Annotated in this window: 14 protein-coding genes; 1 reads left to right on the top strand and 13 read right to left on the bottom strand. The window is 59.7% G+C overall.

Features of this window, described 5'->3' with window-relative positions:
- Nucleotides 1–14: 14 nt before the first annotated feature.
- The 11 genes from EFQ99_RS06425 to EFQ99_RS06375 form a co-directional block, all read right to left on the bottom strand.
- Nucleotides 15–1,319 carry a flagellar hook protein FlgE gene (locus EFQ99_RS06425; RefSeq protein WP_126919940.1) on the bottom strand — a complete coding sequence of 435 codons (1,305 nt, stop codon included), beginning with the start codon at nucleotides 1,317–1,319 and terminating at the stop codon, nucleotides 15–17.
- Between the two features lie 127 nt (nucleotides 1,320–1,446).
- Nucleotides 1,447–2,118: a transcriptional activator Rem gene (gene rem, locus EFQ99_RS06420; protein WP_126919938.1), complete on the bottom strand. Its 672-nt coding sequence runs from the start codon at nucleotides 2,116–2,118 to the stop codon at nucleotides 1,447–1,449.
- A 279-nt stretch (nucleotides 2,119–2,397) separates the two neighbouring features.
- Entirely contained in the window at nucleotides 2,398–2,961 is a 564-nt protein-coding gene (locus EFQ99_RS06415; protein WP_126919936.1) for a lytic transglycosylase domain-containing protein, read from the bottom strand.
- A complete protein-coding gene (gene fliK, locus EFQ99_RS06410) occupies nucleotides 2,903–4,336 on the bottom strand; it encodes a flagellar hook-length control protein FliK (RefSeq protein ID WP_126919934.1) in 1,434 nt (477 codons plus the stop codon). Before fliK ends, EFQ99_RS06415 begins: the two co-directional genes overlap by 59 nt.
- Nucleotide 4,337: 1 nt before the next feature.
- A complete protein-coding gene (gene motC, locus EFQ99_RS06405; RefSeq protein WP_126919932.1) occupies nucleotides 4,338–5,627 on the bottom strand; it encodes a chemotaxis protein MotC in 1,290 nt (429 codons plus the stop codon).
- A gap of 4 nt (nucleotides 5,628–5,631) precedes the next feature.
- Nucleotides 5,632–6,939, bottom strand: a complete 1,308-nt coding sequence (locus EFQ99_RS06400; protein ID WP_126919930.1) for a MotB family protein — start codon at nucleotides 6,937–6,939, stop codon at nucleotides 5,632–5,634.
- Entirely contained in the window at nucleotides 6,936–7,565 is a 630-nt protein-coding gene (locus EFQ99_RS06395; protein WP_126919928.1) for a hypothetical protein, read from the bottom strand. The genes EFQ99_RS06400 and EFQ99_RS06395 overlap by 4 nt, the downstream gene beginning before the upstream one ends.
- Before the next feature lie 201 nt (nucleotides 7,566–7,766).
- Complete coding sequence (locus tag EFQ99_RS06390) at nucleotides 7,767–8,729, bottom strand: flagellin N-terminal helical domain-containing protein (RefSeq protein WP_126919926.1); 963 nt, start codon at nucleotides 8,727–8,729, stop codon at nucleotides 7,767–7,769.
- A gap of 297 nt (nucleotides 8,730–9,026) precedes the next feature.
- Complete coding sequence (locus tag EFQ99_RS06385; protein WP_126919924.1) at nucleotides 9,027–9,938, bottom strand: flagellin N-terminal helical domain-containing protein; 912 nt, start codon at nucleotides 9,936–9,938, stop codon at nucleotides 9,027–9,029.
- A 247-nt stretch (nucleotides 9,939–10,185) separates the two neighbouring features.
- Nucleotides 10,186–11,094 carry a flagellin N-terminal helical domain-containing protein gene (locus EFQ99_RS06380; protein WP_126919922.1) on the bottom strand — a complete coding sequence of 303 codons (909 nt, stop codon included), beginning with the start codon at nucleotides 11,092–11,094 and terminating at the stop codon, nucleotides 10,186–10,188.
- 281 nt (nucleotides 11,095–11,375) lie between these two features.
- The gene (locus tag EFQ99_RS06375) at nucleotides 11,376–12,281 is read right to left on the bottom strand and encodes a flagellin N-terminal helical domain-containing protein (protein ID WP_126919920.1); all 906 of its coding nucleotides are present in this window, start codon (nucleotides 12,279–12,281) and stop codon (nucleotides 11,376–11,378) included.
- A 449-nt stretch (nucleotides 12,282–12,730) separates the two neighbouring features.
- On the opposite strand from EFQ99_RS06375, the gene EFQ99_RS06370 reads away from it, so the two are divergent.
- Nucleotides 12,731–14,647, top strand: coding sequence for an O-linked N-acetylglucosamine transferase, SPINDLY family protein (locus EFQ99_RS06370; protein WP_126919918.1), 1,917 nt, complete (start codon nucleotides 12,731–12,733; stop codon nucleotides 14,645–14,647).
- Between the two features lie 77 nt (nucleotides 14,648–14,724).
- Here the strand turns inward: EFQ99_RS06370 and fliP are convergent, their stop codons facing one another.
- Together fliP and EFQ99_RS06360 are read right to left on the bottom strand one after the other, a co-directional pair.
- The gene (fliP, locus tag EFQ99_RS06365; RefSeq protein ID WP_126919916.1) at nucleotides 14,725–15,462 is read right to left on the bottom strand and encodes a flagellar type III secretion system pore protein FliP; all 738 of its coding nucleotides are present in this window, start codon (nucleotides 15,460–15,462) and stop codon (nucleotides 14,725–14,727) included.
- The gene (locus EFQ99_RS06360; protein WP_126919915.1) at nucleotides 15,459–15,962 is read right to left on the bottom strand and encodes a flagellar basal body-associated FliL family protein; all 504 of its coding nucleotides are present in this window, start codon (nucleotides 15,960–15,962) and stop codon (nucleotides 15,459–15,461) included. Before EFQ99_RS06360 ends, fliP begins: the two co-directional genes overlap by 4 nt.
- Between the last annotated feature and the right edge of the window lie 6 nt (nucleotides 15,963–15,968).

Below are 15,968 nucleotides of genomic sequence, written 5' to 3'. Positions count from 1 at the left end.
ACCCGTTACCCTACTTATCTCTTGAGGTTGACGAGGACGTCCATGATGTCCGAGCCCGTCTGGAAGACCTTTGAATTGGCGGTATAGCTGCGTTGTGCTTCGATCATTTCGGTCAGTTCGCCGGCGAGGTCGACGTTCGAACCTTCGAGAGCGCCCGATTTGATCGTGCCGAGGCCGTTGGTCTGCGGGAAACCGGTGACGGTGACGCCAGACTGGCCGTTGGCGCTGTAGACGTTGCCGCTCATCAGCGTCAGCTTGTCGGGGCTTGCGACGTTGGCGAGCGGAATGCGGTAAAGCGGCTTGGTGCTGCCGTCCTCATATTTGGCATAGACGATGCCGTCGCCATCGATCGTGACGTCCTGGACCGGGGTCGCCGCCTGACCATTCGGCGTACCGGTACCGGAAAAGGCGGCGCCGAGCTGCGTGAAGCCCGAGAAATCCATGGCGATCGCCTGGCCCGTTACCCCATCGTTGATGGTGACGGCACCGGTCGAGGTCATCTTGCCGTTGGCGTCGAAGGTGAGCGTTCCGTTGCCGACTGAGCCACCGGCGCTGTAGGGGAAGGAGGTGGTGCCGCCCGTCGCCGCGTTGGCGTTGCGATACATTGCCACTTCCCAGGTCGCTGCGGTAGCGGGCGGCGCCGGCGGCGGCGCTGCCGCGACTGCAGTCTTCGTGAAGTAGAAGTCGTACATCACCTTGTTGCCGAGGCGATCGTAGGCGACCATCGAGACCTTCTTGGTATCGGTCGTCGTGGTGGCGAGGTTGGCGCTCGGCAGCGTCGCGGGAGCGACCGGAGCGACCTTGGCGTTGGAATCGAGGTTGCCCTTGAAGAAACCTGACGTGGAGGCAATAGCGGTCAGGCCATCCTGGCTGACGTTGACGGGAACGAGCCCATCGAAGCCGTTGACGACGACGGCGGGAGCACCCGAGCCGTACGAATAGCCCATCAGCTGGAAGCCGGCGGCATTGACAAGGTTGCCTTCGTCGTCCTTGGTGAAGTCGCCGGCGCGGGTCAGGACCGGCGTACCGTCAGGACCCTGAACGATGAAGAAGCCGTCGCCTGAGATCGCAAGGTCGGTGCTCGAGGTGGTGTAGGAAATATCGCCCTGGTCGGAAACGGCCTGGCGGACCGAAGTCTGAACGCCGCCGGAATTGTAGTTGCCGCCCGAGGAGGGCAGAACGAGCGACGAGAAGCTCGTCGACACGGCCTTGTAGCCGGTGGTGTTCACGTTGGCAATGTTGTCGCCGACGGTGCTGAGACGGTTTGCCTGAGCGTTCATCCCCGATACTGCCGTCTTCATGCTGCCGAAAATGCTCATCTGAAAACCTCGTTTTACCTGTTAAAATCGAGAGTATTTGTCGGGCCTTGCGTGAAGCTGTCTGTCATGGCGAGCTGCGAGGCCAAATATCCAGGTTCAGCCGGGCATCGCCACCCGGCCGAGAAAATCAAGCCCAATCAATGCAGTAACCAAGGAAGCGCTTGGAATCGACCGGATCGACACCGAGCTTCTTACGCAGCTTCTTACGCAGCTTCGAGATGTGGCTTTCAACGACGTTTTCCTCGACCTCTTCATCGAAGATGCCGTAGATGGCATTGAAGATCTGGGTCTTGGTGACCCGGCGACCGCGATTGGCGATCAGATATTCGAGGATGCGGCGCTCGCGCCGGGGAAGCGCGAAGACTTCGCCGTTGATCTCTGGGTCGCGACCATCCGAGAAGACCCGGATTCCGCCGATATCGGTGTAGTTGGCGATCGCCTTCAGCCGGCGCCGGATCGCGGCCGCCCTGGCGAGGATTTCGCGGGGATGAACCGGCTTGCGCACCACGTCGTCGACGCCGCAATCGAAAAGCGCAAGGGTGTTTTCGAGCGAGGGCTGATCGCTGACCGCAATCACCGGCGCCATCGACCGATCCCGGATCGCCCGGGGCAGCTCGAAATTGCGCTGGCCCTGGCCGATCAGGAAGGCCTCGACTGCAGCAATATCGGAATCCGCTGCGGTCTGAACCCACTCGCCGAATTCCGCAGGATCAAAGCCGGTGGAGGGAATGCCCTCTCGACCAAACAGAGATGTGTATCCATCTTTCACGAGCTCACGCTCATCAACCACTACGATCATTCGTCCGCCTCCGAATCAGTGTGGCACTTCGATGATCTATGGGTACGAATCGCACGAATCGGCGACAACTCGTTAAAGTTAATGGCAGAAATTAATAATTGATTAAGACCTGGGTGGCGATTTGATCTACATCTAGTGGCCACTGCTGAATATCCACACAAAAATTTCGTGGAAAAGTTAACGGTCTCTTAATTATGACTTGCCCAACGTATTGCGCCGAATTCTTGCCATATTATGACACAGTTTCGTCACAATATCCCGTCTCAATTTTTGATTGAATCAATTTCCACAAAAGTTACTCGCATTAGGAGTCCACTTGCCGTAGCCCGTGGCGACCAGATTGGCGATGACGCGGCAGACATATTGCTTCTGCGCGGGGTCGTTGTTGGGGCCGGCATGGTATCTGGCTACCGCCATCGTCCATGTCTCATGACGGTCATGCAGGTTGCGGAGGAACTTCGCCGCATATTCCACGTTGCGATGCGGATCGAACATATCCTCGGCGGAGCTGAAATTCTCGCCGTGATAATAGTGGTTGATCTGCATGCATCCGATGTCGATGAGCTTCGCGCCGCTTCTGCTGGCGATGTCGAACTGCCTCATCGCATCCTGCTGAGAGGGCGGAAAGATCGCCTTGCCTTCGACATTCATGGCGTAAGGATAAAGCGAGCCCTTCCGGCCGGTTTCCGTCAGACCGACCGAATAGAGGATGCCTTCCGGGATGCCGTATTTGGCCGCCGCCGACTGGATCTCGCGTTCACAGGCGCCGGTGGAGGCTGATGCCTCAGAGGTAAACCCCGCCAGCGCTGCCGCTGCCAGTCCGGCCAGCAGAAACGTCTTCAATACCGGTCTCGCCTGCGCCATTGAAGCCCCCATTCGTCCGCTGCGTCGTCTGATTGTGGCGCTCGCGCGCCTCGCCGCCCTGTCCTTGCTGCGCGAGCGACTGCTGGGAGGTCTGGTTCTGGCTTCCCGCCTGGTTGCCGGCGTCGGAACGCTCGACCGGCGCCATGCTGATGGTGACGTTGTCGACCGCATAGCCCTGGCTGCGCAGCGCTTCGAGAATCTTGCCGTGATCCTCCTTCAATTGACGGTAGGCCGCCCCGGTTTCGACCTTCAGGTCGACGTTCAACGCGTCGCCCGACAGGCGCATGGTCGCCGTTACCAGGCCGAGGTCGATCGGGTTCATCTGGATCTTCAACGTATTGACGACCTTCCCGGTGCTCGTCCATTCCGCCGCGTTGGAGAGCGCCGAGCTCGGCTCCATGGCGCGCGCCCATTCGGAATCGCCGGAGAGAGCGGCGGTCACGGCGGCGGAATTCGAGTTCTGCGCAAGACCGATATAGCGGCGCGATTCGAGCACCGAGACATTTTCGACATCGGCCTTCTTCGAGCTGTCCTTCGGCCCCGCTTCATCCGCACCGATATGAACGTCCATCGACACGCCGCGGCCATCGGCGCGGCTGATCCTGAACGTCTTGCCATCGGCGGCGTCGGCATTTTCCGTTCCGGGCACCCTGAGGTCGTCGGCATTGGCGCTGACGGCCGCCAGAGCATCGGACGCATTGCCGCCTGCCTTGGCATTGATGCCGTCGACCTTCTTGTCGGCCGTTCCGGCCTCACCGGTCTTGGCGGAGGCTTGATGGGCCGCCGCCGCTGCCGGCAAGGCCGCGGTTCCGTCGGCGCCCCCCTGCTTCAGCAGGCCGAGAACATCGGAAACCCCACCGTCATCGTCTTCGCTGCCATCCTTGTCGGTATGGCTTTCCAACGCATCTGGTTTGGCGTGCTTGACGCTTTTGGCTGACTGGGCGGCTTCTTCTGCAGAGCGGTCCTTCGGATCAAGCTTCTCGAAACCGAGATCGGCCGGCATTTTCGCCGGGTTTTTTGCGGGCTTCGCGACGCCTTTTTCGGCATCGGCGATGGTTTCCGGCTGCGCATCTGCCTGCGCCTTCAACGCGGCGTCCCTGAGATCGATCAGCGGTTTCGCACGGCTGCGGAGCGCCCGCGCCGACTTCTCGGCGCCGTTTTCGACAATCCCGCCCTGATCCGGCTGCGCGTCATCGGCCTCGTCGCTGGCCGCAGCGCCGCCCGCCTTGGCGAGCGCGTCAAAGAACTCGTTCTTTTGACCGGCGGCATCACCCTTTCCAGTCTGGCGTGCGGATTTTGCAACCGCGGTTGCCTCCGTACCAGAGGCTCCGCCCGAGACGCTCATATCCATCATTTTAATTGCCTTCTTGCGCCAGAAGACCGTCGATCTCGTCGAGCTTGGACCGATTGGTCGTCACAAATGCGTTGAATGAGGGGTCGGTATCCTGGCCTTGGCCAGCCGATGCCACACCTCCCGGAACAGGCTCGGGAAGCGCGCCTGGCGCTCCCGGTTGCATGGCTATCGCCGCAGCCTTTTCAGAAGTGATTTCTTGATGATCAGTGTTAGGATTGGATGCTTGCGTGAGGCTTGCCGGATCGGGGGCGCGCAAGATCTGGTCGGCGACGGATCTTGCCGCTTCCTGCAGCGCCTGATCCCGCGGCGAAAGCACATTGCCGTCGATGCCGCTGACATTCTTCGCCGCCTGGTCGATATTCTCCGTGGGAAGGCCGGCCATGCCGCCATAGAAATCCGCGAGCGGGCCAAAGGCATTGTCGGTGCCCGCGCCGAGCGACTGCACGCGTTGGACCGCCATGCGCGCCAGTTCCGGCTTGCCGGCGATTGCGGCCGCGCGCGCGATGCGCAGATAGACCTCACGCTGGCGCGGCGCGTCCATGAAAGACAGGATGTCGGCCACATCCTGCGGCTTCACGTCGTGATCGTGACCGACGACGAGCTTGACGAAGAGATCGGCGAACTGGCCGGCATAGGGCGAATGCAAGAAGCGTCTGATGTAACGCTGCGAATAGGCCATCCCCTTGTCGAGCATGCCCTTGTCTAGGCAAATGGCGACGGAGCGGCGCAATGCCGCCTCCTCGACGATCGTGCCCGGGGCGGCGAGACGGGCCTGGTCGTAGAGATCGAGCGCGTCCGTCGGCTTCGTTGCGATCAGGACGTTGCCGCCGATCAGAGCAAGGTAGGGGCCAATCTTCTTGTCGCGATATTCGCTGGCCGTTTCCTCCAGCGTCTTTGCGACGAGAAGACCCTTGCCGCTCAGATATTTGCGCAGCACATCGGTGATGCGGTTGTCGAAATAGCCGTTGACGTCGTGGGCAACCAGATATTCGAGCGTCTGGGGATTGCCGCCGCTCATCGCATAGATCAGCGCCGCATCGACATTGCGGTCATCGTCGAAGATCGAAGGATCGACAGTGCGCAACCGCTCGTCGATGGTGCCCAGCATGAAGCGCTGCATCTCGCCGGCCGAATGATCGCCGGTTACGACGGAATCCTGCACGAACTGCAGCGACCGCAACATCTTGTACGGCGCGAGGTCGTCCGGATCCTGCGTATTGCCTGCGGCAGGCGAAAGCATCGCCATACCGAGAGCCACAAATCTGACGTAGCGATGTTGCCGACGCGCCATCCGACTATCCTTGATCCGCCTGCACCAGAATCTCGATCCGGCGATTGGCCGCGTTGAACGGGTCGGACGGCAGCTTCAGCCGGCGGTCGGCGAAGCCGGAGACCTGGGAGATACGCTTCTCGTCGAGCCCACCACGCACAAGCATGTAATAGGCGCTCTGGGCGCGGTCCATCGAAAGCCGCCAGTTCTCGTTCTGCCCGCCCTTGTACGGGCGCCCGTCCGTATGACCGCGAATGGCGACTGCCCCACCCCGCTCCTTCAGGATCGCGCCGATTTTTTCCATGGCGAGCACCATCTCCTGGCGCGGCACCGCGGAGCCGATATTGAACATCGAATCGTCGTTCTGGTCGGAGATGCTGACCAGCAGGCCGCCTTCCGATGCCGTCACAGTCAGGCCTTCGGCGAGCTTGCCGGCAACGCCGCCGATCTGTTGGGCGATCTGCTGCTGCAGCTGCTCGGCTTCTTTCTGCTGCTGCTCTTCGGTCTTATCCGCATCCTTCTGATGATCGGAGTCCTTCTGAGCTTCGGCTTTGTCTTTGTCAGGCGACTTTCCGCTCGCCGCCTTGCCATCCTTGGCCTCGACCGCGCCCTTGGTTTCCTTGCCGGTCTTCTGCTCCGCGGGCACCGCCTTGATGTCCTCGGGCTTCACATTCTCTGCCTTGGCGATCTCGGTCGTTTCGCTTTCCAGCTGCTGCTCATTCTTGCCGGGGGCCTGCGACTTGCCTGCCGTCGTGACCTCGACCTGCTTCGTCCAGAAATCCGGATCGAAAGGATCGCGATAGGCCTCGCCGCCATCGGCACCGGTGGCCGGGCCGGAATCGGCGGCACCGCCGTCACCTTTGGCGCTGACATTGGCCTGCTGGCCGACTTCCTGGGCGATCTCTGCGAGAACCGAATAAGGGTTCTCGAAGAAATCGGCTTCCGAATAATTGGTGTGGTCGCCTGAGGTCGAAGTCTGGTCGTCACCATCCTTCGCAGATTTGCCCTCGGTCGGATTTTCTTCCTTCTGCTTCGACTTGTCTTTCTTCTCCTCGCCTTCCGCATTGTCGACGGGCTTCTTCACGCCCTTCTCGGTCGGCTTTTCGTCGGAAAGCTTGATCGGATTGAAATAGGTCGCCACCGACGCCTTGGTCTCCTCGTTGGCGGCATTGACCAGCCACATGACAAGGAAGAACGCCATCATCGCCGTCATGAAGTCGGCATAGGCAATTTTCCACGCACCGCCATGGGCGCCATCGTGATCACCGCCGCCATGCCTTTTGACGATGATGATCTCGTTCTTGCCGTGGTGATGGTTTTCGCCTTCGCTCATTCGAGAACTTTCTTCAAGCTGGCCGCCCAGGCAGACATGCGGGTGACGATGACGGATTCAGCGATTTCGACGGCAAGATCGATATCGTCGGTCTCAATGTGGCGAACCGCTCCTGCGTGTTCGCCGAGCTCGGCCTTCAATCTGTCGAAGAGTCGCACCGGCCCCTTGACGAGGATCGGTGCGGCCGCGCCCTCGAGGATGGCGTCGCGCAGCAGAGCAGCGAGGCTTTCGGTGGCTTTGACGGCAAGCGCTTCGGTCATGACGGGCGCGATGACCGCAGCCGCGCCGGCGCTGACCAGCTCGGCGACCTCTTCGGCGATATCACGGATGCGGGATGCGATGACCGCCGCGGCCTCGACTTCGTAACGAAGCTTCAACTCCTCGATCTCGCGCGCATGGACCTCAGCCAGCGTCCGCGCCTCGAGTTCGTATTTTTCGCTCAATTCGACGGTCGCCGCGGCATGGCCTTGCGCATAGGCTTCGCGGCGCTCCGCCTCGACGTCGATCGCTGGTTCGGCCAGGATTTCGGGAAAGCCATCGCCGGGGAAGTCATCGATGTCGATCATCGGCGCCGGTGGCTCCGGCTGACCGAAATCCTTCAAATACCGGGAAAGCGAAATGCTCATTAAAACCATCCAGCATTCGGGGGGCATGCAGCATGCCCGCCCGGCTCAAAACGACCTGCGCTCCGGCATGCTCCTTCGAAACGGGCAAGGACTTGACCTTGCGCCGGCACGGATTCGGGCGATGCCTTCATGCCGGAAACTAGGAAGTCAAACTTGCGCGAGGATGAATGGCGCCGCCGCCACTCGCAATCGCGCCCACCTTTATTCCAGCAGAATGAGGATCTTGCTCGATGCCGTGTTGAGGATCGAGATCGCTTCGACGGCCATCTGCTTCTGGGTCTCGATCGCCTTCTGGCGGATGGAAGCCTCGTCCATGTCTGTATCGACCAGGGCGCCGACGCTCTTGTCGATCGAATCCGACAGATCGGCGGTGTAATCGATCTGATCGTCGATACGCGCTTTCATCACGCCGATGGAAGCGGCCGTCGTCGTCAGCGAAGAGAGCAGCGAGTCGGTCACATCGAGCATATCCGAGAGCTGGGTATCGGTCGTGTTCTTGCCGATCGCAATCTCCGTGCCCGTCGCCGGCGTGGTCGAGTTGGCGTTCAGCAGGTAATAGTTGCGCGGGCCCGTACCGCTCTTGTTGATCGCCTGGGCATCGACCGATTTGGTCAACAGGCCGCCACTGGCATTGTTCTTGTCGACGAGGATGGTTTGCGACGATGGGAAATCGATCGTCTGCGCCTGGTACTCGCCTGTCGGAGCGCGCACGAAGCCCGAGATGACCGACCATGTCGGCGGCGCGGCGGTGTCACCGTTCAGCAGCCAGTTCTCGCCCGCAAAGGACGTCGATTCGACGACCGTCTGCAGCTGCTGTTTGAGCTCGCTGATTTCGGCGTTGATCTTGTCCTTGTCGGTGCCAGGCTCTCTTGCTGAAACGAGCTTGGTGCGGATCTGGGTAAGGAGATCGATCCCCGAGTTCATCGCCGTGTAGGTCGCATCCACCTTGGCGGCGCCGAGGCCGAGCGCATCTCCAATGGTGCCGAGATTGGTGCTGTCCGAACGCATGACGGTCGCGACCGACCAGTAGGACGCATCGTCGGCGGCCGTCTCGATACGATATCCCGAGGAAACTTGCTGCTGGGTCTGGCCGGCTTCTTTATTGATGCTGCGCAACACTGCAAGCGCATTCACCGCGGCCGCGCTGGTAATCTTAACGGTCATCACAGGGTCTCGGAAAAGGTGAAAGGGCAGGCCGGATTGCCGGCGGCGACTGAAGTGGCGTCATGCCTCCGGCGATTTCCACCGGCCGTCGCAAAAAAGCAAATCAACTCAAGGCAAAGTTAACTCGATATCAACCTTTTCGGCAAGAGTGGAGGAGCGAGTGCCGCCGGCCAAGCACAGAACCGATCAAGCCATTGATATAAAAAGAAGAACCGCGCCGTTTCGGGCGCGGTCCGGTAGGCCTTTCGGTTGCTGCTGGACGAAGGCGCAAGATTCGGTCCAGCTTCAGCGCCCGATTTAGCTGCGGAACAGCGTGAGGATGTTCTGCGCGCTAGAGTTGGCAATCGACAGCGACTGGATGGCCAATTGCTGCTGCGTTTGCAGCGCCGTCAGCTTGCTGGATTCCTCTTCCATATTGGCATCGACGAGGCGGCCCACGCCCGAGTCGATGGAGTCGCTCAGCGAACCGACGAAATTTTCCTGGAGCTCGATGCGAGTCGAAATCGAGCCGAGCTGCGATGCCGCCTTGGTCATCGCCTCCAATCCAGCCTCGATCGAGGTCAGTGCCATGGAGATCTCAGGCGAACCGAAGGTGCTGATGTTCATCGAGAAAATCGAGCCGATCGTACCGTTGGAGGTGCCGATGATGCCAGAGGTCGTCTCGATCGCGCCAACCGAGGTCATGCCGAAGAGGACGTTGCCCATCGAGCCTGTGCTCAGGACGTAGTCCGTCGTCTTGACCGAGACATTGCCGTTGCCGTCGCGGACGAAGGTCGAAACGACGCTCTTGGTGCCGTCAGGGCCGGCAACCCAGTTTTCACCGGAGAAGGAGGCCGATTGGGCTATGCTCAGGAGCTGCTGCTGGAGCTGGCCGATTTCCTCCTGAATCTTGGTCTTGTCGACACCCTTTTCCGTGGCGGCAACGATCTTCGCCTTGATTTCACTGATGACGTTGATGGCGCTGTCCATGGCCGAGTAAGCGGTGTCGACCTTGGCGGCGCCAAGACCGAGAGCGTCCGAAACCGCTGAGAGGGCCTTGTTGTCCGAGCGCATGGTCGTCGCGATCGACCAGTAAGCGGCGTTGTCGGAAGCCTTTTCGACCCGGTAACCCGACGATACGCGGTTCTGCGTGTCCTCGAGGTTGTTGTTGATGCCGCGGAGTGTTTGAAGAGCGGCCATCGCCGCGACGTTCGTCAAAATGCTGGTCATGAAATGATTGCCCCTAATTGGCAGGTGGGAAAAAGGGACATTCCGGAAGGCTACCGGGAACGGGAAATCAGCCTCATGCCTGTTAACCGGTTTTTAAATTTGGTTAACTCGCCGTCTCGTTAGCGGCAGAAGACAGCATTATGGTTAATCAACAGTTAACGAAAACAAAAAAGCCGCGCTCCATCGAAGCGCGGCTCTATTCCTGGATGCCTGCCGGAGGCCGGCGGGCTGATGTTTACGCGGGCTATTAGCCGCGGAACAGCGTGAGGATGGTCTGCGAAGAGGAATTCGCAATCGACAGCGACTGGACCGCCAGCTGCTGCTGGGTTTGCAGCGCGCTGAGCTTGGAGGATTCTTCTTCCATGTTGGCGTCGACGAGACGACCGACACCGGAGTCGATCGAGTCGCTGAGAGCGTTGACGAAGTTTTCCTGCATCTCGATACGCTTCGAAATCGAACCGAGCTGAGCACCGGCGCTGGTCATGGACTTCAGAGCCGTTTCAACATTGGTCAGAGCCGTCTGGATCTGGCCGAGCGTGTAGGTGGTGATGTTCATCGAGTAAACGGAACCGCTCGAACCGCTCGTGGAGCCGAGGATACCCGAGGAGGTATCGACCGAGCCGCCGCTCATGCCGAACAGGACGTTGCCCGTGGCGCTGTTGTCGAGGACGTAGTCGGTCATCATGACCGAAACGGCGTTGGAGCCATCACGGACGAAGGTAGAAACGACGCTCTTCGTGCCGTTAGCGCCGGAAACCCAGTTTTCGCCGGAGAAGGAAGCCGACTGTGCGATGCTCAGGAGCTGCTGCTGCAGCTGGCCGATTTCTTCTTGCACCTTGGCCTTGTCGACGCCGTTTTCAGTGGCGGCAACCAGCTTGGCCTTGATGTCACCGACAACGTCGATGGCGCTGGACATGGCGGAGTAAGCGGTGTCAACCTTTGCGGCGCCGAGGCCGAGAGCGTCAGAGACGGCCGAGAGAGCCTTGTTGTCCGAACGCATGGTCGTTGCGATCGACCAGTAAGCCGCGTTGTCAGAGGCTTTGCCGACGCGATAACCGGAAGAAACGTGAGCCTGAGTCGTCTGGAGACCCTGGTTGATGCCACGGAGAGTCTGGAGGGCTGCCATTGCAGCGTTATTGGTGTTGATGCTCGTCATAGTTTGCTTGCCCCTTGTTGGCAGATTTTAAACAGGGACATTCCGGATTTTCGGCCGGCCCACAGCGATCAGCATCATGCCTGTTAACCATCTCTGTTAGGGTTAACTCGCCGTTTCGATGGGCCTAGAAAACAGCAAGATGGTTAACGAAGGCTAAATTCGAAATTGAAATAACGTAAAAATATCTGAGGCTTAGATGGATTTCTATTAACCTTATTTTAAAACATTTCGCGGCCGGGGACGACCCGGCCGCGAAACTTGGAAGCCTGTAGTGACTGGTCTTAGCGGAACAGCGATAGGATGTTCTGCGAAGAGGAGTTCGCAATCGACAGCGACTGGATCGCCAGTTGCTGCTGGGTCTGCAGGGCGCTGAGCTTGGAGGATTCTTCTTCCATGTTCGCGTCAACGAGACGGCCGATACCGGAGTCGATCGAGTCGCTCAGAGCGTTGACGAAGTCATCCTGGTTGTCGATACGCTTGGAGAGCGAACCGAGAGCAGCGCCGGCACTGGTCATGGACTTCAGCGCCGTTTCAACGTTGGTCAGAGCCGTCTGGATCTGGCCGGTAGTGAAGGTGGTGATGTTCATCGAGTAGATCGAACCGCTCGAACCGCTCGTGGAGCCGAGGATACCCGAGGCCGTGTCGACCGAGCCGCCGCTCATGCCGAACAGAACGTTGCCCGTGGCGCCGTTGTTGAGAGCATAGTCGGTCGTGGTGACCGAAACGGCGTTGGAGCCATCGCGAACGAAGGAGGAAACCACGCTCTTGGTGCCGGAAGCGCCAGCAACCCAGTTTTCGCCGTTGAAGGAAGCGGACTGAGCGATGCTCAGGAGCTGCTGCTGCAGCTGACCGATTTCTTCCTGAACCTTCGCCTTGTCGACGCCGTTTTCGGTAGCGGCAACCAGCTTGGCCTTGATGTCACCGACGACGTCGATGGCGCTGGACATGGCGGTGTAAGCGGTATCGACCTTGGCAGCGCCCATGCCGAGAGCGTCGGAGACGGCCGAAAGAGCCTTGTTGTCCGAACGCATGGTCGTTGCGATCGACCAGTAAGCGGCGTTGTCAGAAGCCTTTTCAACGCGGTAACCAGAAGAAACGTGGTTCTGCGTCTGGTTGAGGCCCTGGTTGACGCTGCGCAGCGTCTGGAGAGCGGCCTGTGCGGAAGTGTTCGTGTTAATGCTTGTCATAAGTCTGTCCCCTGGAAACTAGATACAAAAAAGGAGGACATACCGGACTGTGATACCGGCGATGACGGACCAGCTTCATGCTACTCGGCGCCTGTTTGTTTTGGCCCAAACCCGTCATGTCCAGGGCAATCTCGCAGCCAATGCTTGCCAACTTCTTAAAAGTGCGAGCCCGTGCCGGCCGCTCACGTTGCATAGTTAATACCTCCTCACGACGCATAGTTAATGTCTGCTGAATGCACCTTCTTAGGCCCAAATTCGGCGGAAAAAGCGCGCCTTCCCCGGGGAGCAGGCGTCCATCGAGCCACCGGTTTCAAGCAAGCTTCGAATGGCAATGTGGCAGGCGCCGGGATAGCATCATCGGACCGATCCGCCCGCTTTTAGGGAGGACGACCCATGGGCGCGTCGGCGATTGATAGTCATGCCGGAACATTTCTTCACGGAGTTGGGTTTTGAACAGCAAAGTTTCGTTCTCTGCGGCGTCCAAGGATTACCAGATGGGCCGCTACACACAGTCCCTGGCGACGCTCAACCAGCTGATGGATATCCAGCAGGACGCTAAGACCTATGCTCTGCTGGCCAAGAACCTCGTGCAGCTCGGCTTCAAGGCCGATGCCGCGAAGGCCTATGGGCTGGCCGGCAATTGCGAGGGACCGAACGCCTACGAATACCAGAAACAGGCTGCAATTCTGCACTACGAGGCCGGCAACGAGGACGACGCGCTGTTGATCGCCATGCGAAACCTCGCCAAGGCGCAGGAAGACGCGGAACTCGCCTTCATCATCACCGCGATCTATCTGAAGCGCCAGCAGCGGGATATCATCCGGCCGTTCAAGACGGTGCTGTCGCAGAGCTCCAATCCGGATCATATGCGCCTGGCAGCCCTGCTGCTCAGCGACGATCTCAACGACGCAACCAACCAGAAGCTTGCGCGCAACCTCTTCAAGCGTTTTCCGGGCAATTATGCAGTCCGCTTCCTCTATCTGGTTTTCGCCCGCGAATTCAACGAGTTCGAGGAGGCAGCCAGGCATCAGGTTGTGATCGACGAGGCGCTTGCGAAAGGCGATATCGAGGTCCTACGCAAGGACAATCCGTTCTATCACCTGCACTGGTGCGGCAATGAGGATTACAACAGATATGCAACGATCGGCACCACTCCCCTCAACCGGGAACGGGTGGCCTTCCGCCGCAGCCAGCCGCACAGTTGGTCGGACAAAATACGGATCGGCTACATGTCATCGGACTTCTGGGATCGTCACGCGACGATGAAGCTCTTGCAGCGCATCCTGGAACTGCACGACAAGCACCGGTTCGAGGTGACGCTCTTCTGCCATACCAGTTCGGAATCCCTGAAGCATAACGATACCGATCGCAGCCGTTGGGGCAAGATCGTGATCGTTGACGGCTTCTCCGACCAAGAGACGCTGGAAGCGGTCCGCGAACACAATATCGACATCATGGTCGACCTGAAGGGCCATACCTCGGGCAGCCGCGCATTGGCCTTTAACATGCCGCTCGCACCGGTGCACGTCGGCTGGCTCGGTTTTCCCGGCAGCACTGTCAACATCGATCTCGACTACGTCATCGGCGACCATTCGGTGCTGCCTGATGTGGCCAAACCTTTCTATCACGAGAAATTCTGCCGGCTGCCGGAGAGCTACCAGCCAAACGACCCGACCCATCGTCCGAAGCCCCGTCCCGTCACGCGCGAAAAGCTTGGCCTGCCGGAAGAGGCCTTCATCTTCGCCTCGTTCAACGGCAACCGCAAGATCACGCCGGAAACGATCGACAGCTGGTGCCGGATCCTCAAGCGGGCGCCGAACAGCGTGCTCTGGTTGATGGCGAATTCACCGCGAAACCAGGCGAACCTCTCGAAGCAGTTCCAGGCGGCCGGTATTTCCGGCAAGCGGATCATCTTCTGCCCACGCGCGCAGTACGAGGAACATATCGACCGCCAGCAGGCAGCCGACCTCGGCATCGACACCTTCCCCGTCAACGGTCACACGACCACTTCGGAGCAGCTCTGGGGCGGCCTGCCGGTCCTGACCGTCAAGGGCACCAACTTCGCCTCACGCGTCAGCGAGAGCCTGCTCAGGGCCATCGACCTGCCCGATCTCGTCGCGAACGACCTGCAAGCCTATGAGGATATGGCCGTCGAGCTCGCTGAGAATCCCGGCCGCATCGCCGAGTACAAGGAGCATCTGAAAGAGAAGCGCTATATCGCGCCGCTCTTCGACGCCGAGCGCTTCTGCCATCATCTGGAACAGGCCTATGAAATCATGGCCGAGCGCGCCAAGCAGGGTCTCGCACCCGACCATATGGACATTGCGGCGCTGCCGCCGCGCACGGAGCCCTTCGCGGCCGAGTGACCCCGCCAACCTACACGAAAACCCGCCGGAGCAATCCGGCGGGTTTTCTCATTGGCGAAGATATGAACCGCGGCCGGTCAGCTGAAGGAGCGCACCAGGCTGCCGACGAGCAGGTTCCAGCCGTCGATCAGCACGAAGAAGAGAATCTTGAAAGGCAGCGAGATCGAGGTCGGCGGCAGCATCATCATGCCCATCGCCATGGTGATGGTGGCAACGATAAGGTCGATGACGAGGAACGGCAATACCACGAGAAAGCCGATCTCGAAGCCGCGGCGAATCTCGGAAATCATGAAGGCCGGGATCAGCACGCGATAGTCGATCGGATCGGTCGTCTGGATCTTCTGCCCGCGTTCGCGCGCGAGATCGACGAAGAGCGCGAGATCCTTGTCGCGAGTATTGGCCGACATGAAGGTACGGAAGGGTTCAGCGATACGCTGGACGGCTTCGGTCTCGTTGATCTGGTTGGCAAGTAGCGGCTGCACGCCGTTCTGCCAGGCCTGATCGAAGGTCGGAGACATGACGTAGAAGGTCATGAACAACGACAGCGACAAGAGGATCATGTTGGAGGGCGTCGAGGAGAGGCCCATGCCCGAACGCAGGATCGAGAAGGCGATGATGAAACGAGGAAAACTCGTCACCATGATCAGGATGCCCGGCGCGACCGAAAGAACGGTCAGCAGGCCGAAGGTGCGAATGATCCAGGCGGCGACGGAGCCGTCGACCGGCACGTTCAACAAATCGGTCGGGAGCTGCTGGGCTACCGCCAGTTCCGGTACCGCCATCATGACGGCAAGGAAAACTATAAATCGAATCATTCGATGACAAATGTCCTGAACATGACCTTCGATACCCGCCCTTGCGAGCGAAGGTCAACACGTTCCTGTATGTCATCCTTGAGATATTGAAAGCCCCGCGGCCCCTCGATCTGCTGAAGGGAAACGGTTCTGATATAGGCGAGGATATCCTGATGGATATCCTCGGAAATCTTGACATCCGGCGGCCCGTTGAACAGCAGCGCGACTTCGAGTCGGACCCAGTTTTCCGAGGGATAGGCGAGGTTCGAGGTGATCGGCTCGAGCTGGACGACGTTGTTCTCCTTGGTCGAGATACGCGCCAGGCCTTCCTCGGCCTTCTTCTTTGCCTCGGCGTCCTTGGCCTGCTCGGCCTCCTTGGCGCCCTTGATGCTGGGCGCGACGATCGTGCCGACCGCCCAGCCTCCGCCGGCGCCGACGAGCGTCAGCACCGCGATGCCGATGATGGTCATCAGCGAGCCGGATTTCTTCGGTTGACCTGCGGCTGCGTCTAGATCTGCCATCGTCGT

The organism is Rhizobium vallis (genome assembly GCF_003985155.1).
GTDB classification, from domain to species: Bacteria; Pseudomonadota; Alphaproteobacteria; order Rhizobiales; family Rhizobiaceae; genus Rhizobium; species Rhizobium vallis.
This window is presented reverse-complemented; position numbering and strand designations above follow the sequence as displayed.

Excerpts from the sequence above, each read along its gene's own strand:
- EFQ99_RS06425 (WP_126919940.1), bottom strand. The coding sequence starts at position 1,319 with ATGAGCATTTTCGGCAGCATGAAGACGGCAGTATCGGGGATGAACGCT.
- rem (WP_126919938.1), bottom strand. The coding sequence starts at position 2,118 with ATGATCGTAGTGGTTGATGAGCGTGAGCTCGTGAAAGATGGATACACA.
- fliK (WP_126919934.1), bottom strand. The coding sequence starts at position 4,336 with ATGATGGATATGAGCGTCTCGGGCGGAGCCTCTGGTACGGAGGCAACC.
- motC (WP_126919932.1), bottom strand. The coding sequence starts at position 5,627 with ATGGCGCGTCGGCAACATCGCTACGTCAGATTTGTGGCTCTCGGTATG.
- EFQ99_RS06400 (WP_126919930.1), bottom strand. The coding sequence starts at position 6,939 with ATGAGCGAAGGCGAAAACCATCACCACGGCAAGAACGAGATCATCATC.
- EFQ99_RS06395 (WP_126919928.1), bottom strand. The coding sequence starts at position 7,565 with ATGAGCATTTCGCTTTCCCGGTATTTGAAGGATTTCGGTCAGCCGGAG.
- EFQ99_RS06390 (WP_126919926.1), bottom strand. The coding sequence starts at position 8,729 with ATGACCGTTAAGATTACCAGCGCGGCCGCGGTGAATGCGCTTGCAGTG.
- EFQ99_RS06385 (WP_126919924.1), bottom strand. The coding sequence starts at position 9,938 with ATGACCAGCATTTTGACGAACGTCGCGGCGATGGCCGCTCTTCAAACA.
- EFQ99_RS06380 (WP_126919922.1), bottom strand. The coding sequence starts at position 11,094 with ATGACGAGCATCAACACCAATAACGCTGCAATGGCAGCCCTCCAGACT.
- EFQ99_RS06375 (WP_126919920.1), bottom strand. The coding sequence starts at position 12,281 with ATGACAAGCATTAACACGAACACTTCCGCACAGGCCGCTCTCCAGACG.
- fliP (WP_126919916.1), bottom strand. The coding sequence starts at position 15,462 with ATGATTCGATTTATAGTTTTCCTTGCCGTCATGATGGCGGTACCGGAA.
- EFQ99_RS06360 (WP_126919915.1), bottom strand. The coding sequence starts at position 15,962 with ATGGCAGATCTAGACGCAGCCGCAGGTCAACCGAAGAAATCCGGCTCG.